Source organism: Paraburkholderia sp. (assembly GCF_036488505.1).
GTDB lineage: Bacteria > Pseudomonadota > Gammaproteobacteria > Burkholderiales > Burkholderiaceae > Paraburkholderia.
Map to the genome: position 1 here is coordinate 17,407 of NZ_DASXHN010000271.1, position 23,566 is coordinate 40,972.

Here is a 23,566-nt window from a genome sequence, read left to right on the forward strand (position 1 = left end):
CACATGTCACCGATTGCCGCGCGGCTCGAGCGTCTTCCGTTCAGCCGCTTTCACTTCAAGCTGCTGCTGATGGGCGGTCTGGGCTTCATGTTCGAAGCCATCGACGCGGCGATCATCGCGTTCATCCTGCCCGTCGTTCGCACCAAGTGGCATCTGACCAGCTTCGAGACGGGGCTGCTCGGCAGCAGCACCTACGTCGGCTTCCTGGTCGGCGCGCTGCTCGCGGGGCTGCTGGGAGACCGCTTCGGCCGGCGCGTCGTGATGATGTGGTCATTGACGTTTTTCTGCGTGCTGACGTTCATCAACGCATTCGTCAACGATTGGCATACGTTCGCGCTGCTGCGCGCGATCGCCGGTATCGGGATGGGCGCCGAGGGCGCGATCATCGCGCCATTCCTCGTCGAGTTCGTCAGCAACCGCTATCGCGGCGCGTTTACCGGCGCGCTGGCCGGATTTTTCTCGTTCGGCTTCGTCGCCGCCGCGCTGCTCGGCTACTTCGTCATTCCGCTGAATCCGGAGGGCTGGCGCATCGCGCTGATCATCGTTTCGCTGCCGGTCGTCGTGCTGCTGTGGTGGCGGCGGTCGCTGCACGAGTCGCCGCGCTGGCTGGAACTGCACGGCCGCCACGACGAAGCAGAGGCGGTCGTCGCCGACATCGAGCGGCAGATCGAGCGCACCGGCGTGACGCTCGCGCCGGTCAGCCCGGTCGCGGGCAGCACGCTCAGCTTCGAGCAGTCCGGTTCGTTCTTTGGCAATCTGAAGCTGCTGTGGAAGCCGCCGCTCGCCCGAACGACGCTGATGACCTGGTGCCTGTGGCTGTCCGTCACGTTCTGCTCGTATGCGTTCTTCGTGTGGATTCCCGGTCTGCTGGTGCAGCATGGGATGACCATCACGAAGAGCTTTTCGGTGTCGATCATCATCTACCTCGCGCAGATCCCCGGCTACTACTCGGCCGCGTACTTTTGCGAAAAGCTCGGCCGCAAGACGACGATCGTCTCGTATATGGGGATGGCGTGCGTCGCGGGCATCTGGTTGGCCAACGCGGGCAGCGACACGGCGATCGTGTTCGCGTCGACCTTCATGTCGTTCGCGATGAACGGCGTGAACGCCGGCGAGTATGCGTATACGCCCGAAGTGTTCCCGACGCACCTGCGCGCGACGGGGATGGGCGCGGCCTCCGCGTTCGGGCGCATCGGCGCGATCTGTTCGCCGATGCTGGTCGGCTATATCTATCCGCTGTGGGGCTTCGCCGGCGTGTTCGGGATGACGACCGGGATTCTGCTGATTGGCGCATTCGCGGTGATTTTCCTCGGCGTGTCGACGCACGGCCGGACCCTCGAAGAAATCGCCGAGACCGAATACGGCGCGATGCGCGCCGAACCGGGCAGCGGCGGACTTCGCACGGCCAAATGAGGAGCGCCTCGTGACAGATGCAAACAGCGCGACCGCCGCACGGACCCTGCATGCGATCGCCCGGGTCGCCCGGCTGCAGCAGGCAGGCCCTGCTACCGAGGCTGGCGGCGACGGTCGCCCGGAGGCGGTCTGGGATGAATTCGAACGCTCGCTCACCGAGGTATTCGGGCAACGGCTCTTTACCGTGCTCGCATACGACGACAGCTCGAGCCGGCTTGGCCGCCTGCATAGCAACCGCGTCGACATCAATCCAATCGGCGGCCTCAAGCGCGTCACGCCAAGCCGCTGGTCGGCGCAGGTGTTGCAGCGTGGGGAAGTGTTTATCGGCTCGACCCGCGAAGACATCAAGGCCGTGTTCTCGGAGTACCAGGTGCTGTGGTCGATCGGCTGCGAGAGCGTGCTGAATATTCCGGTGCGCAAGAACGGCGTGACGCTCGGCACGATGAACCTGCTCGGCGACGCGGGTCTCTATGACCATGCCGACCTCGAGGTGGCGTCGATCTTCGCGCAACTGGCGGTCGCGCCACTCGAAGATCAGGTGCAAAGGATCCGCGGCCTCGCGGATCCGGATGTGATGGAACAGGTGTAGGAGCCGGGGAGGGGTGGCCGCACACCGCGCCCCGTCCGTTTTTTCAAAGCAACTCGAACCCATTGATGACCCAGTACGCCCGGAACGCCAGCACAAGCGCCGATGTCGTCGTGATCGGCGGCGGCATAATCGGTCTCGCCTGCGCATGGTCGGCGCTGCGAGACGGCGCGCGCGTCACCGTGATCGATCGCGATTTCGCAGGCGACCGTGCGTCGCACGGCAATGCGGGCGGCATCGCGGTGACGGAGAGCACCCCGATCGCGGTGAACGGGCTGTACACGAAAGCGTTGAAGTGGCTGTTCGATCCGCTGGGGCCGCTATCGCTCGACTGGAAACATCTGCCGGCCGCATGGCCGTGGTTTATCGCGTTTCAGCGCGCGGCGAACGAGGCGCGTTTTCGCGACATTGCGCTGGCGCTCGCGAGCCTGAACCAGCGCGTGTACGACGACATCGTGCCGATGTTCGAGGACATCGGTGCGATGGACAGCTTCTACCGGCGCGGCGCACTGACGGTCTACGAGACCGACGAAGCGTTTGCGGCCGACCAGCACGAGTGGGCGTTCAAGCGCGAACTGGGCGTGCGCTGGCACGCGCTGTCCGCCGCCGAGATTCGCGCGTACGAACCGTCGCTTGCGCCGGTGTTCCGGCACGGCGTGTTCCTCGACGACTGGTCGCATATCGGCGACCCGAAGGGGCTCGTCAAGCAGTTGCGGGCACGGGTCGAACAGCTTGGCGCGACGCTGGTCGAGGGCACCGTGACCGCGCTCGATCCGGCCGACGCGCTCGCGCCCGCCGCGGTCCTCGGCAACGGCGAACGGGTCAAGGGCCGCCGCGTGGTCGTGGCGACCGGCGCATGGTCCGCGTCGCTGGCCGCCTCCATTGGCGATCGTGTGCTGCTGGAAAGCGAGCGGGGTTACAACACGACGCTGCCGTCGCACGGCATCGGGCTGTCGCGCGAAGTCATTTTCGCCGAGCGCAAGTTCGTCGCGACGCCGCTCGACATCGGTTTGCGCATCGGCGGCGCCGCCGAATTCGCGGGCCTGCACGCGCCGCCGAACTATCGGCGCAGCGATGCGTTGCTCGCGCTCGGCAAGCGCTTCTTGCCTGATATCAACGACGCGGGCGCGGTGAAGTGGATGGGGCATCGCCCGGCCACCCCCGATTCGCTGCCGGTGATTGGCCGCTCGCCGCGCGCGCCGGCCGTGATTTACGCGTTCGGCCACGGTCATCTGGGCCTGACGCAGTCGGCAACGACCGGCGCGCTGGTCGCCGATCTGCTGGCCGGCCGAACCCCCGGCATCGATCTCGAACCGTATTCGATCAGTCGCTTCCGAACTTGACGAGGCCGCCGCGGCCTCGATTGATCCGCGCGGGATATCCCGCCTCTCATTGTGCGTTTTTATCTGTTCTGAAAAGGAGTCGCCATGAAAGTCAACTGGCAAGGTGTTTTCCCCGCTGTGACCACGAAGCTCACGCAGGATGGTTCGCTCGATCATGAAGCGATCAAATCCGGTTTGAACCGGCTGATCGACAGCGGCGTCGGCGGCGTCGTGATGATGGGCATGGTCGGCGAAAGCGCGCAGCTCACGCAGGAAGAAAAGCGCACCGTGATCCGCCTGGCGGTGGAAACCGTCGACGGCCGCGTGCCGGTGATCGCGGGTCTGGCCGAGACCAATACGGCGAGCGCGGTGCAGTATGCAAAGGATGCGCAAGCGCTCGGCGTGCAGGGGCTGATGGTGTTTCCGGGACTCACGTATAAGTCGGACCCGCGCGAAACGGTCGCGTACTACAGGACCATCGCGCAGGCCTCGAGCCTGTCGATCCTGCTCTATAACAATCCGCGCGGTTACGGGGTGGACCTGACGCCGGATGTCGTCGCGCAACTGCTGAAGGAGCCGACGATCGAGGCGCTGAAGGAAGAGTCCTACGACACCACGCGCGTGACCGATCTGATCAAGCGTTTCGGCGACCGGCTCGCGGTGGTTTGCGGCGTCGACGATCTGGTGCTCGAGTCGGCCGCGCTGGGCGCGAAATGCTGGGTGTCGGGCATGGCCAACGCGGTGCCGCGCGAATCGGTCGAACTGCTGAATCTGGCGGTCGCCGGCAACTATGAACAGGCCCGCAAGCTGTATCGCGCGCTGATCGATCTGTTCCACCTCGATACGCACGTGAAGCTCGTGCAGTACATCAAGCTGGCCGAGCACGTGACGGCCGGCTATGCGGAAACCGTGAAGGCGCCGCGTCTCGCGCTCGAAGGCGAAGAGCGCGCGAAAGTGCTGGCGATCGTCGAGAAGACGCTGGCGGATCTGCGCGCGCTGTCGAAGTAAGCGGGACAGCCCGATCAACCGCGGACGCCTTCGAACTGCTCGACGGCGTGCGCGTCCCCAGGCTATCTTGTGCAGCAAGTTCTCGACGGACCAGCACGATGAAATCGACCTTCTTTTGTATCGACGGACACACCTGCGGTAATCCGGTGCGGGTCGTCGCCGGCGGCGCGCCCCGGCTCGACGGCGCGAACATGATCGAGCGGCGCGCGCATTTCGAGCGCGAATTCGACTGGATTCGCACCGCGTTGATGTTCGAGCCGCGCGGGCACGAAGTGATGTCGGGCAGCATTCTTTATCCGCCGACGCGGCCCGACTGCGATATCGCGATCCTCTTCATCGAGGTGAGCGGCTGCCTGCCGATGTGCGGCCACGGCACGATCGGCACCGTGACGAGCGCGATCGAACATGGCCTCGTGCGGCCGCTCGAGCCCGGCGTGCTGCGCCTCGATACGCCGGCGGGCGTGGTGGTCGCGCGCTACCGGATGGACGGCGACAACGTCGATTCGGTGCGCCTGATCAACGTGCCGTCGTTTGTTCATTCGACGGATCTGACGGTCGAGGTGGACGGGCTGGGCGAAATCCGCTTCGACGTCGCGTATGGCGGCAACTTCTACGCGATCATCGAGCCGCAGGCGAACTACGCTGGCCTGCATACGCTCAAGCCGTCGGACATTCAGCGCCTCAGTCCGATCCTGCGACAGAAGGCCAACGACAAGTACTCGTTCGTTCATCCGGAAAAGGCCGAAATCCGCGGGCTCAGCCACGTGATGTGGACCGGCGAGCCGACGGTGCAAGGCGCAAGCGCGCGCAATGCGGTCTTCTACGGCGACAAGGCGATCGACCGCTCGCCGTGCGGCACCGGCACGTCGGCGCGCATCGCGCACCTGGTGGCCAAAGGCCAGCTCGGGATCGGCGAGCGCTTCGTGCACGAAAGCATCATCGGCACGCTGTTCAACGGCGTCGCGGAGCAAGCGGCCAAGGTCGGCGACTTCGACGCGATCGTCCCGAGCATCGAAGGATGGGCTCGCGTCACCGGCCATAACACGATCTTCGTCGACGATCGCGATCCGCTTGCCAAAGGTTTTTTGCTGACCTGATCGATCAAGTGATCCACCGTGGCCGCGCGGGTGCGCGAGCCGCGCAACAACTCGCTGGGGAATTCGAATGCTGATCCTGAAAAACGCGCGCGTGCTGGACGTCGATCACGAACACGACACCGCGCCGTATTCCATTGTCATCGACGGCGACGTGATCAAGGACGTCACCCGCGAACCGGTGTCGATCGAAGGCGCGCAGGTGATCGACGTGGGCGGCAAAACCGTGATGCCCGGCCTGATCGATTGCCATGCGCACGTGATTGCGTCGGTTGCCCACCTCGGTAATAACGGACGTTTGCCGAATACTTTCGCGGTACTGCGGGCGGTGCCGATTCTCGCCGGCATGCTCAATCGCGGTTTCACGACCGTGCGCGACGCGGGCGGCGCCGACTATGCGCTGTCGCGCGCGATCGAGGAAGGTGTGATCGCCGGGCCGCGTCTGTTCGTCGCCGGCAAGGCGCTGTCGCAAACCGGCGGTCATGGCGACTTCCGCGAGCGCTTCGACAATTCCGACCCCGATCCGTGCGGCTGCCATCGAAACCTGGGTGCGATCGGCCGTATCGTCGACGGCGTGGACGAGGTGCGCAAGGCGGTTCGCGAGGAGATGCGCGCGGGCGCGCACCACATCAAGATCATGGCGTCGGGTGGCGTCGCATCGCCGACCGATCCGATCGGCAATCTGCAGTTCTCGGTCGACGAGGTCAAGGCCGTCGTCGAGGAAGCGGCGTCGCATCAAACCTACGTGATGGCGCATGCGTACACGGCTAAAGCAATCACGCGGGTGGTCAAGCTGGGCGTGCGCACGATCGAGCACGGCAATCTGATCGACGACGAAGCCGCCGCGGTGATGGCCGGGCAGGGCGCGTTCGCGGTGCCCACGCTGGTCACCTACGACGCGATGAGCAAGGTCGGCGCGAAGTCGGGCATCGCCGAAAGCGCGCTCGCGAAGAACGAGAGCGTGCGCTTGCAAGGCCTGAAGGCGCTCGAACTGCTGCAACGCGCGGGCGTGAAGATGGGACTGGGCACCGACCTGCTCGGCGATATGCACGAGTTTCAGAGCGACGAGCTGACGATTCGCGCCGGCGTTCTCGGCGCGTTCGAAACGCTGTGCCAGGCGACCGCGGTGGGCGCGGAAATCGTCGGCCAACAGGGCCGTCTCGGCGTCGTCGCCGCTGGCGCTTACGCGGACCTGCTGGTCGTCGACGGCGATCCGCTAAAGGACATCAGCGTGCTGACCGGCCAGGGCGAGCGCATCGCCGGCATCATGAAAAACGGCGCATGGGTGCGCGAAGCGTTGCTGTGACGCTGCGTTGCGTATTGGATTTTGGATCCGAAAGCCGACGCCGTGATAGCATCGCCGTTGTATCCTGAATCCCGCCAATGAAGCCGACCATGCCTCCGGTATCCGCCCGACGTCCCGCCAGGAATACCTCCGCGATGAATCAGATCGTCGCCGACGAAAACACCCGAAAAATCGTGCGTCCCACCACGGTCGAGCTGGTCACGACCGCGGTGCGCCAACGGATTCTGAGCGGTGAGCTGGCGCCGGGCGAGGTGTTGCGTCAGGAGGCGTTGGCCGAAGAACTCGGCGTGAGCCGCGTGCCGGTGCGTGAGGCGATCACACGTCTGACCGCCGAGGGGCTTTTGACCAGCGTGCCCCACAAGGGCGCCTATGTGGCCGAGTTGTCGATCGACGAAGTGAAGGAAACGTTCGACATTCGGCTGCGTCTGGAACCGTGGATCTTTTCGGAAGCGATTCCGCGCATCACCGAGGCCGAGATCGGCAAGGCCGAGCGGCTCGTCAATGAAATGGACGATGCCGGTTCGGGCGTGTGGGGGCAATTGAACTGGCGTTTGCACGAAACGCTTTATCTGCCGTCGCAACGCGATATCACGCTGCAGATGCTGCGGGTGCTGCATGATCGCAGCGACCGCTATTTCCGCTTCCAGGCGGTGCAGGTGCCGATTCGCGAACAGTCCCACGACGAACACATGGCGCTTGTTCAAGCGTGCCGCAACCGCGACGCGAAGCTCGGCGCGAAGCTGCTCGAACAGCATGTTAAAACGGCCGCGCAGCAGATCGTGTCGGTCGTGCAGGCGGTCGTGTCGCGCTGATCGACGCGCGGCAATCCGCACCGCTGCCGGAAGCACCTTCAGTCCGTCCGTTCCATTCACAGATCTCTGATTCTCAAACGCTCAGACGCTGAACCAAATGCTGGCGGCCCGCGCCGCGTCCGCCGCATCGACCGTCAATATCGACGTACACAGCGCGACACGGGCGAACGCGTGCTCCTCCATCGTGATCACCGGCACAGCGAGCGAATAGAGTTCATTGGCCGCGATCGCGCCGATCGCGATGATCAGATCGCGCTCACCCAGGATGATCCCGGCGGGTCCCGTGCCGTTGCGCAACGCTTCGGCCAGCACGCTGCTGCTGGAGCTGGATCCGCGTGCGCGCGGCATCACGAGTATCCGGCCTTGCAGGCTTTGCCCATGGTTCGGATGGGTGCGGTCGATGATCGTGCCGCCCGCGGCGTCATAGCCGCCCCAAAAACTCAGCGGCGCCAGCGCGAGCGGGATGCCCCGCGCGTTCCCGGGCACCAGCACCTCGCCTGCGAGCGCAACGGTCGATCGGTTCATGGCCGTCGCGCTACTGGATCTGGCGGACTGATTCATCGATGCAGACTCTCCCTTCGAACGCCGAACGAACGCATTCGCTCATGCTGCCGAACGCGACCGATACGCCGATATTGCTCGGCGCGTAGTGCGCCCACTTTCCGGAATTGGTCATCACCAGTCCGCTGATCCGTTTCATCACCGGCGTGATGTAGGTGCAGGTATCGACGACGATTTGCACGCCACGCGCGCTGAGCCGTTGCGCGAGCCCTTCATCTTCCATCTGCCATAGCACGAACCGGCTCGTATTGACATAGAAGTCGCAGCGCAGCGGGCCCGTATAGGCATCGAACAGCGCGTCGAGCTTGCGGAATTCATCGACTGAAAAATGCGGTGTGCCGAGACTGATCGCCGCGAGCGTCGAGTCGGCACGCGTGTGGTTCCACTGACGGTGGACGGCGAGCAGATCGGCCTCGCTCACCGCGATCGTGCGTTCCGGTCTGCCGCGTTGTAGCGCGTCGTCGAGTGTCGCGGCTTCCGGCGTGATACCGACCGCGTGAAAGAGCGCCACCGCGCCGCTCGATGCGGCCGCGGCGCCCAGACTTTTCAGTTCGTCTTCGGTGGTATCGGCAGGCAGGCCGGTGATCGCGGCGATCGTGGCGCCCGCCGTCTGACCGAGAATAAAGCCGAGCGCCGCGAAGTACGCGTCGCGACGCGCGGAGGCACTGAAGTTGGGGGCTTCGACGACGACGCGGGCAGCGCGATTTTCGGTGACGTGCAGACCGGCGTACGGCACACGCGCGGTGATCGCCGCGGCCAGATCGAGGAAATCGCCGTAACGGCTCGTTCTCGCGCCCAGCACCGAGTTCGCGAAGACGATCGCATTCGATTCGGCCCACGCGATCTGGTCGCCCGCTCGAGGACGGTGTTTGAGCTGATAGGGCGCGCAGGTGAAGGTCGCTTCGCAGCCGAGTTCCAGATGCGCGTCCATCAGCCGCTTCGCCGCGCGCGCGGTGTCGGCGTTGCCGCGAAACAGTTCCGGGTGGATCAGGTCGAGCGAGCCGACGTTGAGCGTGGTCGGCACGGCCACGCGCGTGCCCGCTGCGACGAAGCGCTCGACGAAGTCGAGACTGACATCGCCGTGATACAGACATCCATCGATATGCGCGCAACAGATATCGACGAGGCGGCGCGCGTTCATCACATGCGCGGTGGCGACCACGATGCGCATCGCGAGCGCCGCGCCCGCGCCGGATGCGCCGTTCAATGTCGCCTCGTCATGCTCCGTCAACTCAAGCATCGTCGCCTCGTTGTGCACGTTATGCATCGACATATTCGTCGTTTTGCCGGGTCTTGCCGGGTCTTGCCGTTGGCGATCTTAGCGCATCTGGCTGCGCAGGCTAAACGCGCAGGCTAAACGAAACCCGGATGACAGGCGACGCGTGAGCACATCGGATGTCGAATCGTTGCATCGCGCGCGCCGACGCGCCTGATTGTCGCATCGCGAAGGGTGCACGCGCGCTTCGGGCCGACCGACTCGTCAAATTCGAGCGCAAAAATGGGCGCTATGAAGGGGGCTGCATGATGGGTTGCGGCGAGCGTCCGCATCGCGGCAGCGGAGGCCGGCAGCGGCAGATCAGACCACTTGCAGGGGTGACTTTGGTATCGTGTGCGACCTGATTCGTGATCCTACGAGAGCCTGACATGCTGACCACACTCGCCATTGCCGGATATCGTTCACTGCGCGAATTGATCGTGCCGCTCACGACGCTCACCGTCGTGACCGGACCGAATGGCAGCGGTAAATCGAATTTGTACCGCGGCCTGCGCTTGCTCGCGGACACCGCGCGTGGCGAGTTGATCCCATCGCTGGCTCGCGAAGGCGGGCTGCAGTCGACGCTATGGGCCGGTCCCGAGCGCTTTTCGCGCGGCATGCTCGCGGGAGAGCAAGCGGTGCAGGGAACGAGGCGTTCGACTCCGGTGAACCTGCGGCTCGGTTTCGCCGGCGATGCATTGGGCTATGCGATCGACCTGGGCCTGCCACCGATTGATACGACGTCGCAGTTCCAGCTCGATCCGGTCATCAAACGCGAGTGCATCTGGAGTGGTCCCGTGCTGCGCCGGTCCGCCTTGCTCGCGGACCGGCAGGGCGCAGCGCTGCGCACGCGCGATGAAGCAGGGGAGTGGACATCCGTCGCTCAACCGATCGCGAGCTTCGACAGTATGTTGACCGAGTTCGCCGATCCCAGAACGGCTCCCGAGATGATCGCGGTGCGCGAGCAGATCCGCTCGTGGCGCTTCTACGATCACTTTCGGACCGACACCGGTGCGCCTTCGCGGCAACCGCAGATCGGCACCCATACGCCCGTGCTGTCCAACGACGGCGCCGATCTCGCGGCCGCGCTGCAAACCATCCAGGAAATCGGTGATCCCGTCGCGCTCGATACGGCGATCGAAGATGCGTTTCCCGGCGGCCGGATTGCGGTGACGAATCACGATGGCCACTTCGAAGTCACGATGCGGCAGCATGGACTGCTGCGCCCGCTGAAGGCGCGTGAGCTATCCGATGGCACGCTGCGCTATTTGCTGCTGGCCGCCGCGCTGCTGACGCCGCGGCCGCCCGCGTTGCTCGTGCTCAACGAGCCCGAGACCAGCCTGCATCCTGATTTGCTGCCCGCGCTGGGACGGCTGATCGCCGACGCATCGACACGTTCGCAGGTCATCGTCGTTTCACATGCGATGCGGCTCATCGCGGCGCTCGAGCGTGAAGCCGCGAGCCAGTCGATCGTGCTCGACAAGCAACTCGGCGCGACCCACATCACCGGCGCCGACGAACTCGATATCCCCGCATGGAAGTGGTCCGCGCAGTGAGCCGCAAGGCTCGCTGAGCGCGCGCGTCGGAATGCGGATAGCCCGCGTGCGGTGACGTCGATCCGATGGGTGCTGGCACGGCTTTTGACGCGCGGGTGCGTGACCGCGTCTCAGAGCGAAAGCCTGGAATAACAGCCGGGGCGCATGCGTTTTACGCGGAACGACCCCGAACAGGTACCGCCGCCCAGTCACGAAAACGCACATCCATTAAGCAGTGTCCCGCCGCCGCGATGCTCGCCGCATCGCGCGAATGGGGCGCTGTTTGCCTGTCGGGCCGAACGCCTCTCGACGACCCTCCGGAGCCAGCGAGGGCCTTCATGAAGCCCCTTTTTTAATGGTGCGTTTGCGCACATAACGCGCGAGAGTCGTTAAATAGGATGGGTCAGACAGTGACATTTGACATTCTTCGGATCGGCATTTTCCGCACCTCCATGGAGGGATAGATGGATCGCCTTGAACTGTCTGGCACGCCGCTGTGCGCTGCTGCGCCGTTGCAACGGACACCTGTTTACACCAACACCGGCGAGTGCGCCGCCAGCTCGCAAATGACGGCGTTCACGAACGCCTTGCAGGCGCACACGCGCCAGATCCTCGACAACTATCAAACGCTGCATGACTTCTCGGTCCAGGAGTACCGAACGTTCTGGCAAGTTTTCATGCGGTGGTCACAAGGGCTCGACTGGTCCGGCAGCATCGAACCCGTTTGCGTCGGCGACGAATGCGAGCACGCGCAGTTTTTTCCGGAGGTCGAACTGAACTATGCGGACAACCTGCTGAGTCTGGCGGTCGCGAGTGCCGACGCACCTGCGCTCACAGCCTGTCACGCGGATGGCCGGCGAGTGCGTCTGACTCGCGGCGAGTTGCGCGAGCGCGTCGCGGGTCTCGCCGATGCGCTCGCCCAATGGGGCCTGCGCGACGGGGACCGCGTGGTCTGCGTGATGCGCAACGATGCTCAGGCGGTCGTTACGGCGCTCGCGGTGACCGCGCTCGGCGCGACGCTGTCGACGGTTGCCCCCGAGATGGGCAGCGAGACGATTCTCGATCGCTTTGCGCCGCTCGCGCCGCGACTGCTGTTCGCGCACACCGCGGCGCAGCATGCCGACACGGGCGTGGCGGTCGCGCAAAAGATCGCCGAGCTGGCCGCTGCGTTGCCGTCGCTCGAAGGCGTCGTGTGTCTGGACGATGGAGCGCTGCCTGACAGCGTCAAACAACGCATTTATTCGCTGGACGAAGTGCTCCTGCACGGTGACCCGGAGCGCTTCGAATGGCGGCGCTTTCCGTTCAACCATCCGCTGGTCGTGATGTTTTCGTCGGGCACCACCGGCAAGCCGAAGTGCATCGTGCACGGTGCCGGCGGCAGTCTGCTCGAACACCTGAAGGAGCATCGGCTGCACCATGACCTGCGGCCCGGTGACCGGATGTACTTTCACACCAGTTGCGCATGGATGATGTGGAACTGGCAGTTGTCGGCGCTTGCATCCGGCGTCGAAATCGTCACCTACGATGGGCCGATCTCCACCGTCGATACGCTATGGCGCCTCGTGGCCGACGAGCGCGTCACCGTATTCGGCACGAGTCCCGCCTATCTGCGGATGAGCGAAGATGCGGGCCTCGTGCCCGGGCAGCAGTTCGACCTCGGCGCACTGCGCGCGATCCTGTCGACCGGTGCGGTGCTGTTCGACGCTCAGTTCCACTGGGTGCGCAATAGCGTCAAGCCGTTGCCGCTACAGTCGATCTCCGGCGGCACGGATATCCTGGGCTGCTTTGTGCTGGGCAATCCGAACCTGCCGGTCTTCGCAGGGGAGGCCCAGTGCAAGAGTCTTGCGCTCGACGTGCAGGCCCGCGCGCACGGCGTGCGCACCACCGGGATCGGCGAGCTGGTTTGCGCGAATCCGTTTCCGTCACGCCCGCTCGGGCTGTTCGGGGACACGGACGGCAGCGCGTTTCACGCCGCGTACTTCGCGAGCAATCCGGGTGTGTGGACGCACGGCGATCTGATCGAGTTCTCGCCGCAAGGCAGCGCGCGCTTGCACGGCCGCACGGACGGTGTGCTGAACGTGCGCGGCATCAACGTGGGGCCCGGCGAAATCTACCGGGTGCTGAACGACATCCGCGAAATCCGTGAGGCGATGGTGGTTCAGGCGCCGGCGCGCAATACGCTGGACGCGCATGGACAGGCGACCACGCAGGAACCGCGCACCGTGCTGCTGCTGGTACTGCAGCAGGGCATCCAGTTCAACGCCGCGCTGGTCGCGCGGGTGCGCCGCGAACTTGCCCGTCGCGCATCGCCAGCGCATGTGCCGGACCGGATCATCGCGGTCGATGCGTTGCCGGTCACGCACAACGGCAAGTTTTCGGAAGCAGCCGCACGCAACGCGATCAGCGGCTTGCCGGTCAGCAACACCGCGGCGCTGCGCAACCCCGAATGTCTCGACGCGATTCGGCATCATCCGGCGCTGAATCTGGCAACGCGTGAATTGGCGCCGGTGGGGGAGTCTCGCGAGAGTCTGGAGAGGCACTTGCAGACGCAGTGGGAGAAGTTGCTGGAGTTCGCGCCCATCGGTCGGGACGATAACTTTTTCGAGTTGGGCGGCAACTCGCTGCTGGCCGCGAGACTGCTGGCCGGCGTGTATCAGTCGACCGGGCGCAAGATACCGCTCGCAACGCTGCTGACCGCGCCGACGATCGCGCGCCTTGCCGCGGCGATCGACGACGGCGAAGCGCCGTGCTCATCGCCGACGCTCGTGCCGATGCGCGCGGGCACGGGCTCACCGCTGTTCTTTATTCATGGGGTGAGCGGCACGGTGATGGAATGCTGGACGCTGATCGGCGCGATGCAGAGTCCGCGTCCGGTGATGGGGCTGCAGGCGCAGGGGCTCGACGGCGAGTTGCCGGCGCAGGCGCGTGTCCATGACATCGCGGCCAGCTATATCGGGCAAATGCGCAGCGTGCAGCCGACGGGCCCGTACGCGGTGGCGGGGTATTCGTTCGGCGGATTGATTGCGGTCGAGATTGCGCAACAGCTGTCGGGCGCCGGCGAGGAGGTGGATTTTCTGTGTCTGATCGATACCTATGCGAACGAGCGCTGCCTGCCGTGGCGTGCGTGGTTGCGCCACAACTGCGGTTTCGTGGCCTGGCAGTGGCGCAAGCTGCGCGCGGTGCCCAGTTCGCAACTTGCCGGCTACCTGAAAGGCAAATTCGCGAACGCGGCCGATCTCGTACGGATGCGAAGCGGGCACCTGGCGCACCATCCCGACAGTCATAACATGGTGATGCCGCCTGCGCTCAGAGCGGTGCGCGAGACGTTGCGGGTCGCGATGACGATGTATCGCCCGCAGCCTTATCGCGCCGGCCCGATCGTCTATGTGCACGGGACGATCGCGCAGACGTACCGCAGCAATCAGCTGGTTCTGTGGGCGCATCTGGCTCGCGCCGGACTGGAGGTGGTCGAGCTCGCGTGCGACCACGTCGATATGATTGCGGAGCCGAATGTGCAGGCGGTGGCGGCGGCGCTGGACCGGGGGTTGAGCGGAGCTAGCAGCAAGTCGCGGGCGGAGGCTGCCGGGGCGTCGTATGCGGGCAGGCCCTCGACCGCCGCGTGATAGGGCGTGCTGACTGAGGGCGCGGACTGTGCCGGAATGTTCGCGCGCACACAGGCGCGTTTGAGTGGCTTGAGGCGGCCGTGGTTTCGCCGGGCGCGCAACGTACAGCGCTGGAGCGGCTTCGCCGGCGGCGCCCGGCGAGAAGCCGCCTTGAAGCGGCACCGCGCGACGAGCCGGGAGCGGCCAGTTTTCGGCAACGATGAAGCCGTTGTATGACGCTGCGACATCGCGCGCTGTGACCGAGACCCGGTCTTTTAAGAACACGACATTATAGTACTAATGTCGTGTTGTAGAGTCGGCAAGATCGGTTCAAGGGCGCCGATGTCTTCCTTATCGCACACGATGGGCGGTCGATGTCGCGCCGCCCCGTTTGCGCCGTCAGGCGCCCGGCTTCAGCACAACCCGGAAGCGCGCCTTGCCGCTCATCATCCGCTCGTACGCCTCGGCCGCGCGCGACAACGGATATTCCTCGATCATCGGCTTCACGCCCGCCAGCGCGCTGAACGCGAGCGTTTCGGTCGAATCCGCCGCGGTGCCCGACGGCCAACCCTGCACCGAATGGCGACCCATGATGAACTGCGTAATGGGTACTTCCACGGGTTCTTCGGACACCCCTACCATGATCAGCTTGCCGTTCAGGCCAAGACCGCCGAGCGCCGCGCTCATCGCCTTGCCGCTGGTGGCCGTGGCCAGGATCACGCGCGCGCCGCCGAGCGCCTGCAACGCTTCAGCGACGTTCTGCGACGAGCTGTCGATGTAATGGTGCGCGCCCAGCTGTTTCGCGAGCGGCGCCTTGTCCTCGCCCCGCGCGATCGCCACCGTCACGAAGCCCAGCTTGCGCGCGTACTGCACACCGAGGTGGCCGAGCCCGCCGATGCCGAGGATAGCCACCACTTCACCGCCGCGCGCGCCGCTGTTGCGCAGCGCGTTAAAGGTGGTGATGCCCGCGCATAGCAGCGGCGCGGCGTCGACGTCAGACAGGTCCTCGGCCATCCGCGCGAGCGCTTCCTGCGGCGCCACCATGTACTCCGCGTAGCCACCGTCGTAACTGATGCCGGGAATCTGGCCGTTCTTGCACAACACGAAGTCGCCATGCCGGCAATGCTCGCAATGGCCGCAATGGCCGCCGTGCCAACCCACTCCGATGCGCTGGCCAACCTGCCAGTCGTCCACCCGCGCGCCGAGCTTTTCGATCACGCCCGCGATCTCGTGGCCGGGCACGCGCGGAAACTGCAGACCCGGCCAAACGCCTTCCTTCGTGAGCGAGTCGCTATGGCAGATCCCGCAGGCCTGGACCTTCACGAGCACGTGTCCTTCAGGCGGTTCCGGAACTTCGCGTTCGACCAGTTCCAGCGGAGCGCCGGGTTTCGCTACTTGCACTGCCTGCATCTTTCGCATCGCTTACTCCTCGGGAGGGAAGAAACCGTGCGGTATCAGTGGGCATGCCACACGGTGACGAGAACGGCAAAGCAATCGGCACTCCCCGCGCTGATTGACAGCGGGGACTGCTCGCGACAACCCGAGCATTGTAGGACGCCCAAACGATCATGCGCGCCGCTGCCCGCGATATCGCGCCGCGACGTCCCGCGAGCACCCGTGGACAAGCCATCCGCCTGCTTCATACGTGCACCCGCGATATGCGCGGAACCGCACAGAACGACCCATTCCAGGCAACCTGCTCTGATTTGGCCACGGGCCGATCGGATCAGACCGGTCTTAGCGCGCTGCCTCGAACTTCGGGTGACACTCGAAATGGACCGACGATTCATGCTCGGTCATCACGCTCACGCCACTGACGGTCTCCGTCGTCACGCTGCTTTGCATCCCGCGCCGTTCGCAGTAGTCGCGCGCCTCGTTCATCGCGAGCTGATGCGCGCGGGCCCACGCCATACGGCCGCCTGTTGCGCTCGCCGCGACCGTGTAGCTCCCCGGCTTGCTGCTCGCCACCACGTCGGTGCTGGACGCGCATGCGGCGAGGCTCGCGCATGCAACCACCGCGACGACGAGCTCGCGCACGCGCTGAGCCAAGCGAGCCGAAACCGGCACTTTCTTCTTCGCGCCTTCAACGCTGCGCGCGTGCGCGACAGATTCGCCGCGCCCCTCACCCGCGCTCGCGAGTACGCCGGAAACCCTGCCCGAGTCCTGTCTGAACATAGTGCGATACCTGCATCTTTAACCGATTACAAGCATCGAATTATCCGTAATAGGTGATCGGAAATCAGGCGCCTCAAACCGAAAACACTGTTGTGCGCCACCTAACAATGGCCGGCATCGACGGCAAGCGAAACATCTTCCGAAATCGCCAGCGAGGGGCTAGTCTGTAGCGATGCGTTTGCGGCGCGCTGGCGCAGGTACAGGTACAGGCACAGTCACAAGCACATGCGCACGCATTCGCACGACCCCCACACACAGCGGCATGCAATAGCCGCAAAACCGCAGGAGACAATCGATGGATCTCGAGGCACGCACCCTCCGCCGCGTCACGATTCGGCTCGTACCGTTCCTGATTCTTTGCTACTTCATCGCGTATCTGGATCGCGTGAATGTCGGCTTCGCGGCGTTGCAGATGAACAAGGCGCTCGATCTGTCCGCGAGCGCATTCGGCTTCGGCGCCGGCGTGTTTTTCATCGCCTATTTCTTCTTTGAAGTGCCGTCGAATCTGCTGCTCGAACGCTTCGGCGCACGGCGCTGGATCGCGCGGATCATGTTCACCTGGGGCATCCTCGCGGGCGCGATGGCGTTTATTCCGAATATCGCGCGCTTCACCGGCATGTCGCCCGCGCACGTGTTCTACGGACTGCGCATCCTGCTCGGCGTGGCCGAGGCCGGCTTCTTCCCGGGCATCATCTTTCTGCTCACGTTGTGGTTCCCGGCTGCGTACCGGGGTCGCGTGGTCGGCTATTTCATGGCGGCGATTCCGCTGTCGACGGTGATCGGCGGCCCGATTTCGGGCGCGCTGCTGTCGCTCGACGGTCATGGCGGACTCGGCGGCTGGCAGTGGCTATATCTGATCGAGGCGCTGCCCGCGTTGTTGCTGTCGATCGCGGTGCTGTTCTATCTGACCGACAAGCCGGCCGACGCGACATGGCTCGCCGACGACGAGCGCAACTGGCTGATCGCGCGCCAGAAGCAGGAGCGCGAGCATCGCGAGGCGGTGCACAACTTCAGCGTGAAAGAGGCGCTGATCAACCGGCGCGTGCTGGCGATCGCGCTGATCTATTTCGGCGCGAATGCAACCAATTACGGGCTGAGCTTTTTTCTGCCGCAGATCATCAAGGCCTTTGGCCTGTCCAATCTGCAAACCGGCTTCGTGACCTCGCTGCCGTATGTGGTCGGCCTGATCGGGATGATCGTGTGGGGACGCCATTCGGATCGCAAGCTGGAACGCCGCTGGCATGTGGCGATCGCGCTGCTGGTGGCCGCCGCCGGTATCGCGGCCGCGGCCGGCCTCGACAATCCGGTGCAGAAGATGATTGCGCTGTCGATCGCCGGGTTCGGCATCTTCGGCTGCCTGCCGGTGATCTGGACGTTGCCGGCCGCGTTCCTGTCAGGCGCGGCGGCCGCCGGCGGCATCGCCGCGATCAATTCGCTCGGCAATCTGGCGGGCTTTTTCGGACCGTTCGCGATGGGATGGATCAAGGACAGCACCGGCGGCTTCGGCGCGGGGCTGCTGTGTCTCGCGGGCGCGGGGCTCGTCGGCGTGGCCGCGGTGTTGCTGCTGCATCACGACACGTCGCTGGAGACGGTGCACGGCAATCCGCACGCGCAGCCGCCGGGCGACGCCGGGGTGGCGAGATCCTAGTTCGCGCCACCGCCGTTGCCGGAAGCGTCGCTACCCTGCCCGCCCGCATCAGGCGGCGCGGCATCATCCGGCGTCGGGGTCGGCGCGATTGCCGGCGCACCGCCGCCGCGTGCTTCGCCATCGACCGTATCGTCCACTGACGGCATCGGCGCCGGACCCGGTGCCGTCAACAGCGGCGGCAGCTCACGCGGCCCGGGTGCCGCCGCGGACGCACCAGCCGCCTGCGCCGACGCGGACTGCGCGGCGGCCGCATGCGCCGTCGTTTCAGCCGCCGGTTCAGCGCTCGCCACGGCCGCGCGCCGCGCCGGCGGATGCGCGATCACCTGCTTGTGCGGCCTGTCCGGGGTACGCGAAAACAGATGCCCGAGCCAGTCGCTCAACCTCGCGGTGCGCTCGGCGAACCAGCTCGGCGGCTGGTCCGTATCGAACTTCAGATGCGTATCGACGAGGCGTGAACGCTGCGCGCGCTGGAAGAAATCGCCGACGATCGGCAGCGCACTATGTGCGCCCTGTCCCCAGTAATCGCTGCGCAGCGTCACGCGGCTGTCGTTGAAGCCGACCCACGCGCCCGCCACCAGTTGCGGCTGAATCAGGATGAACCAGCCGTCCGCATTGCCCTGGGTCGTGCCGGTCTTGCCGGCGACATCGCCGCGCACACCGAAGCGCGTGCGGATGCTCGCGCCGGTGCCACGGCTGATCACGTCGCGCATCACATCGACGAGCGTGCGCGCGGCAGCGGCGGGCAACTCGCGGGTCGGCGAGGCCGGCGCGAACTGCGCGAGCACCTTGCCGTTGCGATCCTCGATGCGCGTGACCATCAGCGGCTCGACGTAGTTGCCGAGATTCGCGATCGTGCCGTACGCGGACACCATCTCCTTCAACGTGACCGGGCTCGTGCCCAGCGCGAGCGACGGCACCGGATCGAGCTGGCTGTCGCGTACGCCCATCGCGCGCGCGAGCCGCGCGACCCTGTTCGGGCCGACTGACTGCATCACCTGCGCGGTGATGCGGTTGCGCGAATACGCAAGCGCGTCGCGCAGGCTGATCTCGCGTCCGCTCGGTGCGTCCTCGTCGCCCGGCTTCCAGATTTCGCCGCCCGCCAACTGGATTTCGACCGGGTTGTCGGGCAGCTTGTCGTCCGGTTTCGCGCCCGCCTCGAACGCCGCCGCGTAGACGAACGGCTTGAACGTCGAGCCGGGCTGACGGCGCGCCTGCTGCACGTGATCGAACGGATCCTCGCTGAAGTCGCGGCTGCCGACCCATGCCTTGATCTCGCCGGTGCGCGGGTCCATCGCGAGAAAGTCGGCCTGCACGCGCGTTTTCGTGTCGCAGACGCGCTGCAATAGCTTGCGATCGGCGGACAGCTTCGTGATCGCATCGTCGTCGGACAGGCCGGTGTCTTTGGCCGCGCGGAATTCCGGCGTTTCGCGCAGGAACGTGCGCATCAGGTCCTTGTCCGCCGAGCAGCCGGAGCGCGTGCCCCAGACCGAATTCGCGATGGCCTGCAACTGGTTGCCCTGCAGCGTGACAGCTTGGGTCGCCATCGTCTGCAGACGCGAATCGATCGTCGTGCGCACGACGAGGCCGTCCGCGTAGATGTTGTAGTCGTTACGATCGGCCCACGCGACCAGCCACTTGCGCAACTGCTGCGTGAAGTGCGGCGCGGGTCCGGCCGGCTCGACCTGGCGCTCGAAGTCCAGACGCAGCGGTTTGCGGCTCAGCGTGTCGAAGCTGGCCGGCGTGAGCTTGCCGTACTTGACCATCTGCGCGAGCACCGTATTACGCCGCTGCAACGCGCGCTCGGGATTCAACACCGGGTTGTAATAGCTGTTGCCCTTCAGCATGCCGGTCAGCGTCGCCGCTTCGAGCACGTTCAGATCGGACGCCGACTTGTCGAAATAGGTGCGCGCGGCCATCTCGATGCCGTACGCGTTGTACAGGAACGGCACCGTGTTCAGGTAGGTTTCGAGGATCTCGTCTTTGGTATAGAACGCCTCGATTTTCAGCGCGGTGATCGCCTCCTTCAGCTTGCGTGTCAACGTCGGCGCGCGGCCGATTTCATCGGGATACAGATTGCGCGCGAGCTGCTGGGTGATCGTCGAGCCGCCCTGGCGGTCGCCGGAAAAGGTATGCAGCGCGGCCGACGCGGTGCGCCGCCAGTCGAGGCCGAAATGCTGGTAGAAGCGGTGATCTTCGGTCGCGATCAACGCGTTCACGACGTTCGGCGAGATCTCTTTGAGCTTCACCCATTCGCGGTTCGACGGCTTGAACTCGGCGAGCAGCTTGCCGTCGGCGGACAGGATCTGCGCGGGCTGCTCGATCTTCGCCTTGCGGATGTCGCCGATGCTCGGCGTGAACGGAATCAGCAGCAGCACGTAGAGCACGAACAACGCCGGCAGCGCGGCGAGCCCCCACGCGAAGGTGCGGCGAGTCGGGTGGCGCAGATGCCACGAGGCTTGCGCGATCAGCGGGTTCGCGACGGTCAGCCCTTGGTCGAGGGCCGCGAGGAAAAAGGTGATGAGGCGCTTCACGCTTGCGTTGTGGTCGGCTGGGAAAGGCGCAATCGTACCAAGATGCGGGAAGCTCACCGATTTTTGCGAAGTGGCGATGGGCGGTCGACGGTCGGGCCCAGCTGTCGCGCTCACCCCCGCGTTGCCGGCCCCTCTTCCCCGCCGATGCCCCGGCCCCGTTGGCGGGGCCACTATAATGTCGGCAATTCCGACAAGAGGTGCTTCATGATCATCAAACCGCGTGTGCGTGGCTTCATCTGCGTATCGACCCATCCGACCGGCTGCGAAGCCAACGTCAACGAACAGATCCAGTATGTGAAGGCACGCGGCCCGATCGCCAACGGCCCGAAGAAGGTTCTCGTGATCGGTGCATCGACCGGTTACGGGCTCGCCGCCCGCATCAGCGCGGCGTTCGGCTCGGGCGCGGCCACCCTCGGCGTATTCTTCGAACGCGCCGGCAGCGAAACCAAATCGGGCACGGCTGGCTGGTACAACACCGCCGCATTCGAAAAATTCGCGACCGCCGAAGGCCTGTACGCGACGAGCATCAACGGCGACGCGTTCTCCGACGAAGTGAAGGCGCGCACGATCGACATCATCAAGCGCGATCTCGGCCAGGTCGATCTTGTCGTCTATAGCCTCGCGGCGCCGAAGCGCCGGCATCCGAAGACGGGCGAAGTGTTTAGTTCGGTGTTGAAGCCGATCGGTCACGCGGTGAATCTGCGCGGCATCGACACCGACAAGGAAGTGATCAAGGAAACCGTGCTCGAACCGGCCACGCCGCAAGAAATCGCGGACACGGTCGCGGTGATGGGCGGCGAGGACTGGCAGATGTGGATCGACACGCTCGCCGACGCGGGCGTGCTCGCGGACGGTGCGAAGACCACCGCGTTCACCTATCTCGGCGAGAAAATCACCCACGACATCTACTGGAACGGGTCGATCGGCGCGGCCAAGAAGGATCTCGACCAGAAGGTGCTCGGCATTCGCGCCAAACTCGCGGCGAAAGGCGGCGATGCGCGCGTCGCCGTGCTGAAGGCAGTCGTCACGCAGGCCAGCTCGGCGATTCCGATGATGCCGCTTTATCTGTCGCTGCTCTTCAAGGTGATGAAGGAGAAAGGCACCCACGAGGGCTGCATCGAACAGGTCTACGGTCTGTACAAGGACAGCCTCTATGGTGCTCAGCCGCATCTGGACGACGAAGGCCGTCTGCGTGCCGACTACAAGGAGCTCGATGCGCAGGTGCAAGGCCGCGTGCAGGAATTGTGGAGTCAGGTGACCAACGACAACCTCTACGAGCTCACCGATTTCGCCGGCTACAAGACCGATTTTTTGCGTCTGTTCGGCTTCGACATGAAGGGGATCGATTACGAAGCGGACGTCGATCCGGACGTGCAGATTCCGAACCTCGTGCAGGTGTGAGGGTTGTTGTTCGAATAGAGGCGGGCTCAGTTCACTGACCCGCCTCTATCCATTTGATCGCCGCGCTACTCGCTCTTGCCTTCACTGCACGGAAACGCCCCCTGCAACGCGCGCAGAATCGCGAGCCCGATCGGGAAATCGTCGGAAATCCCGGGATGATTCGCGAAGAACGCGTCGAGCATCGGATAGACCGTCTGATTGCCGATCGCGAGCGTGGGCGGCGGGCAGAACAGCGGCGGCCGTTTCTGCGCGATAAGGTCGCCGTTGACCCAGCCGAACGCGTTGATCGTGCCGGTGATGTACGCCGCGTAAATCGAATTGTTGTCCGCGTGCGCCCATGTCTTGTATTGCGCAGCGGTCATTTCGGCGCTCGCGTTCAGTGTGAAGCACGCCATCAGCAGCGCCAGTGCGATTTTCGTTACTCGCATCGTCGAACCTTCAAGGTCACAAAGGCGGCCATTGTAGGGGACACGGAGTGCGTTGCGCACAAGCACCTTGCGCAACGAATCTGTCAGGATCGGCGGCGGATCATGTAAGCGTCACGGCCCACTGTCGGGCAGGCTGCAAATCCAGCTTCCACCGGTAATGCGCGCCGGCCCGACTTGCGCGTGCGTCACTTGCGCGGTCGAGCCGGCTCAATCACGGCGTGCCGTTACGGCAATATTCGCGATAGCCGCCGCGCTGCGCGAGCCGCCCCCTATACGCGGCCAGCGCCGGAAGATCGTCGTGCTGTTGCGGCGTTTCGAGCCAGCGGTGAGCCGACAGCGCGATTGGAATATCCGCGAGCGAGAACGCCTGCCCCGCGATAAACGCGCCGGTGCGGGCGAGCTGCTGCTCGATGATCGCCATATGCTTCGCCCAGTCCGCGCACGACAGCGCGATCTGCCGCGCATCCTGATGCGCGGGCGAATGCCGCACCAGCGCCATGAACGCATAGCTCCACGAGCGGTTCAACTCGCTCGCCTGCCAGTCGATCCATTGATCGCAGCGCGCGCGCTCGAGCGCATCCGCCGGATACAGCCACTCGCCGCCGTAGCGGTTCGCCAGATAGCGGATGATCGAATTCGATTCCCACAGCACGAACTCGCCGTCGCGAATCACCGGCACCATTGCATTCGGATTGAGCGCGCGGAACTCGGCGACGTCGGTCGAACGGAAGCCCGAGCCCCAGTCTTCCTGTTCGAACGAAAGGCCGAGTTCCGCGCAGGTCCACAGCACCTTGCGCACGTTGATCGAGGTGGTCTTGCCGAGTATCTGCAGCATGGACGGGCCGATGAGTGAGGTGATCGATCGAGGTACGTCGCGCTCTTCGGTGAG

General features: G+C 65.0%; 18 protein-coding genes. 11 read left to right on the forward strand and 7 right to left on the reverse strand.

Annotated features, from left to right (window positions below; genetic code table 11):
• Positions 1–3: 3 nt before the first annotated feature.
• From VGH68_RS16105 to VGH68_RS16135, 7 genes are all read left to right on the forward strand, one after another.
• Positions 4–1,413, forward strand: coding sequence for an MFS transporter (locus VGH68_RS16105; protein WP_331604644.1), 1,410 nt, complete (start codon positions 4–6; stop codon positions 1,411–1,413).
• 10 nt (positions 1,414–1,423) lie between these two features.
• Positions 1,424–2,002 carry a GAF domain-containing protein gene (locus VGH68_RS16110; protein WP_331604645.1) on the forward strand — a complete coding sequence of 193 codons (579 nt, stop codon included), beginning with the start codon at positions 1,424–1,426 and terminating at the stop codon, positions 2,000–2,002.
• A gap of 65 nt (positions 2,003–2,067) precedes the next feature.
• Entirely contained in the window at positions 2,068–3,342 is a 1,275-nt protein-coding gene (locus VGH68_RS16115; RefSeq protein WP_331604646.1) for an NAD(P)/FAD-dependent oxidoreductase, read from the forward strand.
• Positions 3,343–3,426: 84 nt separating this feature from the next.
• Entirely contained in the window at positions 3,427–4,329 is a 903-nt protein-coding gene (locus tag VGH68_RS16120) for a dihydrodipicolinate synthase family protein (protein WP_331604647.1), read from the forward strand.
• Between the two features lie 98 nt (positions 4,330–4,427).
• Positions 4,428–5,426, forward strand: a complete 999-nt coding sequence (locus VGH68_RS16125) for a 4-hydroxyproline epimerase (protein WP_331604648.1) — start codon at positions 4,428–4,430, stop codon at positions 5,424–5,426.
• 67 nt (positions 5,427–5,493) lie between these two features.
• Complete coding sequence (locus VGH68_RS16130) at positions 5,494–6,729, forward strand: amidohydrolase family protein (protein ID WP_331604649.1); 1,236 nt, start codon at positions 5,494–5,496, stop codon at positions 6,727–6,729.
• A 134-nt stretch (positions 6,730–6,863) separates the two neighbouring features.
• On the forward strand, positions 6,864–7,541 hold the full coding sequence (locus tag VGH68_RS16135) for a GntR family transcriptional regulator (RefSeq protein WP_331604650.1): 678 nt from the start codon (positions 6,864–6,866) through the stop codon (positions 7,539–7,541).
• Positions 7,542–7,622: 81 nt separating this feature from the next.
• On the opposite strand, the gene VGH68_RS16140 is transcribed toward VGH68_RS16135, so the two are convergent.
• Both VGH68_RS16140 and VGH68_RS16145 read right to left on the reverse strand, forming a co-directional pair.
• Positions 7,623–8,066 (reverse strand): aconitase X swivel domain-containing protein, encoded by a 444-nt coding sequence (locus VGH68_RS16140; protein ID WP_331604651.1) that lies wholly within the window; start codon positions 8,064–8,066, stop codon positions 7,623–7,625.
• A 10-nt stretch (positions 8,067–8,076) separates the two neighbouring features.
• Entirely contained in the window at positions 8,077–9,342 is a 1,266-nt protein-coding gene (locus VGH68_RS16145) for an aconitase X catalytic domain-containing protein (RefSeq protein WP_331604652.1), read from the reverse strand.
• A gap of 404 nt (positions 9,343–9,746) precedes the next feature.
• Here VGH68_RS16145 and VGH68_RS16150 point away from each other — a divergent pair, with 404 nt between their 5' ends.
• Positions 9,747–10,913 (forward strand): AAA family ATPase, encoded by a 1,167-nt coding sequence (locus VGH68_RS16150; protein WP_331604653.1) that lies wholly within the window; start codon positions 9,747–9,749, stop codon positions 10,911–10,913.
• A 443-nt stretch (positions 10,914–11,356) separates the two neighbouring features.
• On the forward strand, positions 11,357–14,515 hold the full coding sequence (locus tag VGH68_RS16155; RefSeq protein ID WP_331604654.1) for an acetoacetate--CoA ligase: 3,159 nt from the start codon (positions 11,357–11,359) through the stop codon (positions 14,513–14,515).
• 378 nt (positions 14,516–14,893) lie between these two features.
• Here VGH68_RS16155 and VGH68_RS16160 read toward each other — a convergent pair whose 3' ends face one another.
• Together VGH68_RS16160 and VGH68_RS16165 are read right to left on the reverse strand one after the other, a co-directional pair.
• On the reverse strand, positions 14,894–15,913 hold the full coding sequence (locus VGH68_RS16160; protein WP_331604655.1) for an alcohol dehydrogenase: 1,020 nt from the start codon (positions 15,911–15,913) through the stop codon (positions 14,894–14,896).
• 318 nt (positions 15,914–16,231) lie between these two features.
• Positions 16,232–16,669 (reverse strand): hypothetical protein, encoded by a 438-nt coding sequence (locus VGH68_RS16165; protein ID WP_331604656.1) that lies wholly within the window; start codon positions 16,667–16,669, stop codon positions 16,232–16,234.
• A 295-nt stretch (positions 16,670–16,964) separates the two neighbouring features.
• Between VGH68_RS16165 and VGH68_RS16170 the strand changes: the two genes are divergently transcribed.
• The gene (locus tag VGH68_RS16170; protein ID WP_331604657.1) at positions 16,965–18,317 is read left to right on the forward strand and encodes an MFS transporter; all 1,353 of its coding nucleotides are present in this window, start codon (positions 16,965–16,967) and stop codon (positions 18,315–18,317) included.
• Here the strand turns inward: VGH68_RS16170 and VGH68_RS16175 are convergent.
• Positions 18,314–20,848, reverse strand: a complete 2,535-nt coding sequence (locus VGH68_RS16175) for a penicillin-binding protein 1A (protein ID WP_331604658.1) — start codon at positions 20,846–20,848, stop codon at positions 18,314–18,316. The two genes, VGH68_RS16170 and VGH68_RS16175, sit on opposite strands and share 4 nt — an antisense overlap.
• A gap of 204 nt (positions 20,849–21,052) precedes the next feature.
• Between VGH68_RS16175 and fabV the strand changes: the two genes are divergently transcribed.
• A complete protein-coding gene (fabV, locus tag VGH68_RS16180; protein ID WP_331604660.1) occupies positions 21,053–22,249 on the forward strand; it encodes an enoyl-ACP reductase FabV in 1,197 nt (398 codons plus the stop codon).
• 65 nt (positions 22,250–22,314) lie between these two features.
• Here fabV and VGH68_RS16185 read toward each other — a convergent pair whose 3' ends face one another.
• Complete coding sequence (locus tag VGH68_RS16185; protein ID WP_331604661.1) at positions 22,315–22,677, reverse strand: hypothetical protein; 363 nt, start codon at positions 22,675–22,677, stop codon at positions 22,315–22,317.
• A gap of 211 nt (positions 22,678–22,888) precedes the next feature.
• A complete protein-coding gene (locus tag VGH68_RS16190; protein WP_331604662.1) occupies positions 22,889–23,512 on the reverse strand; it encodes a glutathione S-transferase in 624 nt (207 codons plus the stop codon).
• Between the last annotated feature and the right edge of the window lie 54 nt (positions 23,513–23,566).

Bases quoted from the DNA above. Each gene is read 5' to 3' on its own strand.
- VGH68_RS16105 (WP_331604644.1), top strand. From the start codon at position 4: ATGTCACCGATTGCCGCGCGGCTCGAGCGTCTTCCGTTCAGCCGCTTT.
- VGH68_RS16115 (WP_331604646.1), top strand. From the start codon at position 2,068: ATGACCCAGTACGCCCGGAACGCCAGCACAAGCGCCGATGTCGTCGTG.
- VGH68_RS16120 (WP_331604647.1), top strand. From the start codon at position 3,427: ATGAAAGTCAACTGGCAAGGTGTTTTCCCCGCTGTGACCACGAAGCTC.
- VGH68_RS16125 (WP_331604648.1), top strand. From the start codon at position 4,428: ATGAAATCGACCTTCTTTTGTATCGACGGACACACCTGCGGTAATCCG.
- VGH68_RS16130 (WP_331604649.1), top strand. From the start codon at position 5,494: ATGCTGATCCTGAAAAACGCGCGCGTGCTGGACGTCGATCACGAACAC.
- VGH68_RS16135 (WP_331604650.1), top strand. From the start codon at position 6,864: ATGAATCAGATCGTCGCCGACGAAAACACCCGAAAAATCGTGCGTCCC.
- VGH68_RS16140 (WP_331604651.1), bottom strand. From the start codon at position 8,066: ATGAACCGATCGACCGTTGCGCTCGCAGGCGAGGTGCTGGTGCCCGGG.
- VGH68_RS16145 (WP_331604652.1), bottom strand. From the start codon at position 9,342: ATGCTTGAGTTGACGGAGCATGACGAGGCGACATTGAACGGCGCATCC.
- VGH68_RS16150 (WP_331604653.1), top strand. From the start codon at position 9,747: ATGCTGACCACACTCGCCATTGCCGGATATCGTTCACTGCGCGAATTG.
- VGH68_RS16155 (WP_331604654.1), top strand. From the start codon at position 11,357: ATGGATCGCCTTGAACTGTCTGGCACGCCGCTGTGCGCTGCTGCGCCG.
- VGH68_RS16160 (WP_331604655.1), bottom strand. From the start codon at position 15,913: ATGCGAAAGATGCAGGCAGTGCAAGTAGCGAAACCCGGCGCTCCGCTG.
- VGH68_RS16165 (WP_331604656.1), bottom strand. From the start codon at position 16,669: ATGTTCAGACAGGACTCGGGCAGGGTTTCCGGCGTACTCGCGAGCGCG.
- VGH68_RS16170 (WP_331604657.1), top strand. From the start codon at position 16,965: ATGGATCTCGAGGCACGCACCCTCCGCCGCGTCACGATTCGGCTCGTA.
- fabV (WP_331604660.1), top strand. From the start codon at position 21,053: ATGATCATCAAACCGCGTGTGCGTGGCTTCATCTGCGTATCGACCCAT.
- VGH68_RS16185 (WP_331604661.1), bottom strand. From the start codon at position 22,677: ATGCGAGTAACGAAAATCGCACTGGCGCTGCTGATGGCGTGCTTCACA.
- VGH68_RS16190 (WP_331604662.1), bottom strand. From the start codon at position 23,512: ATGCTGCAGATACTCGGCAAGACCACCTCGATCAACGTGCGCAAGGTG.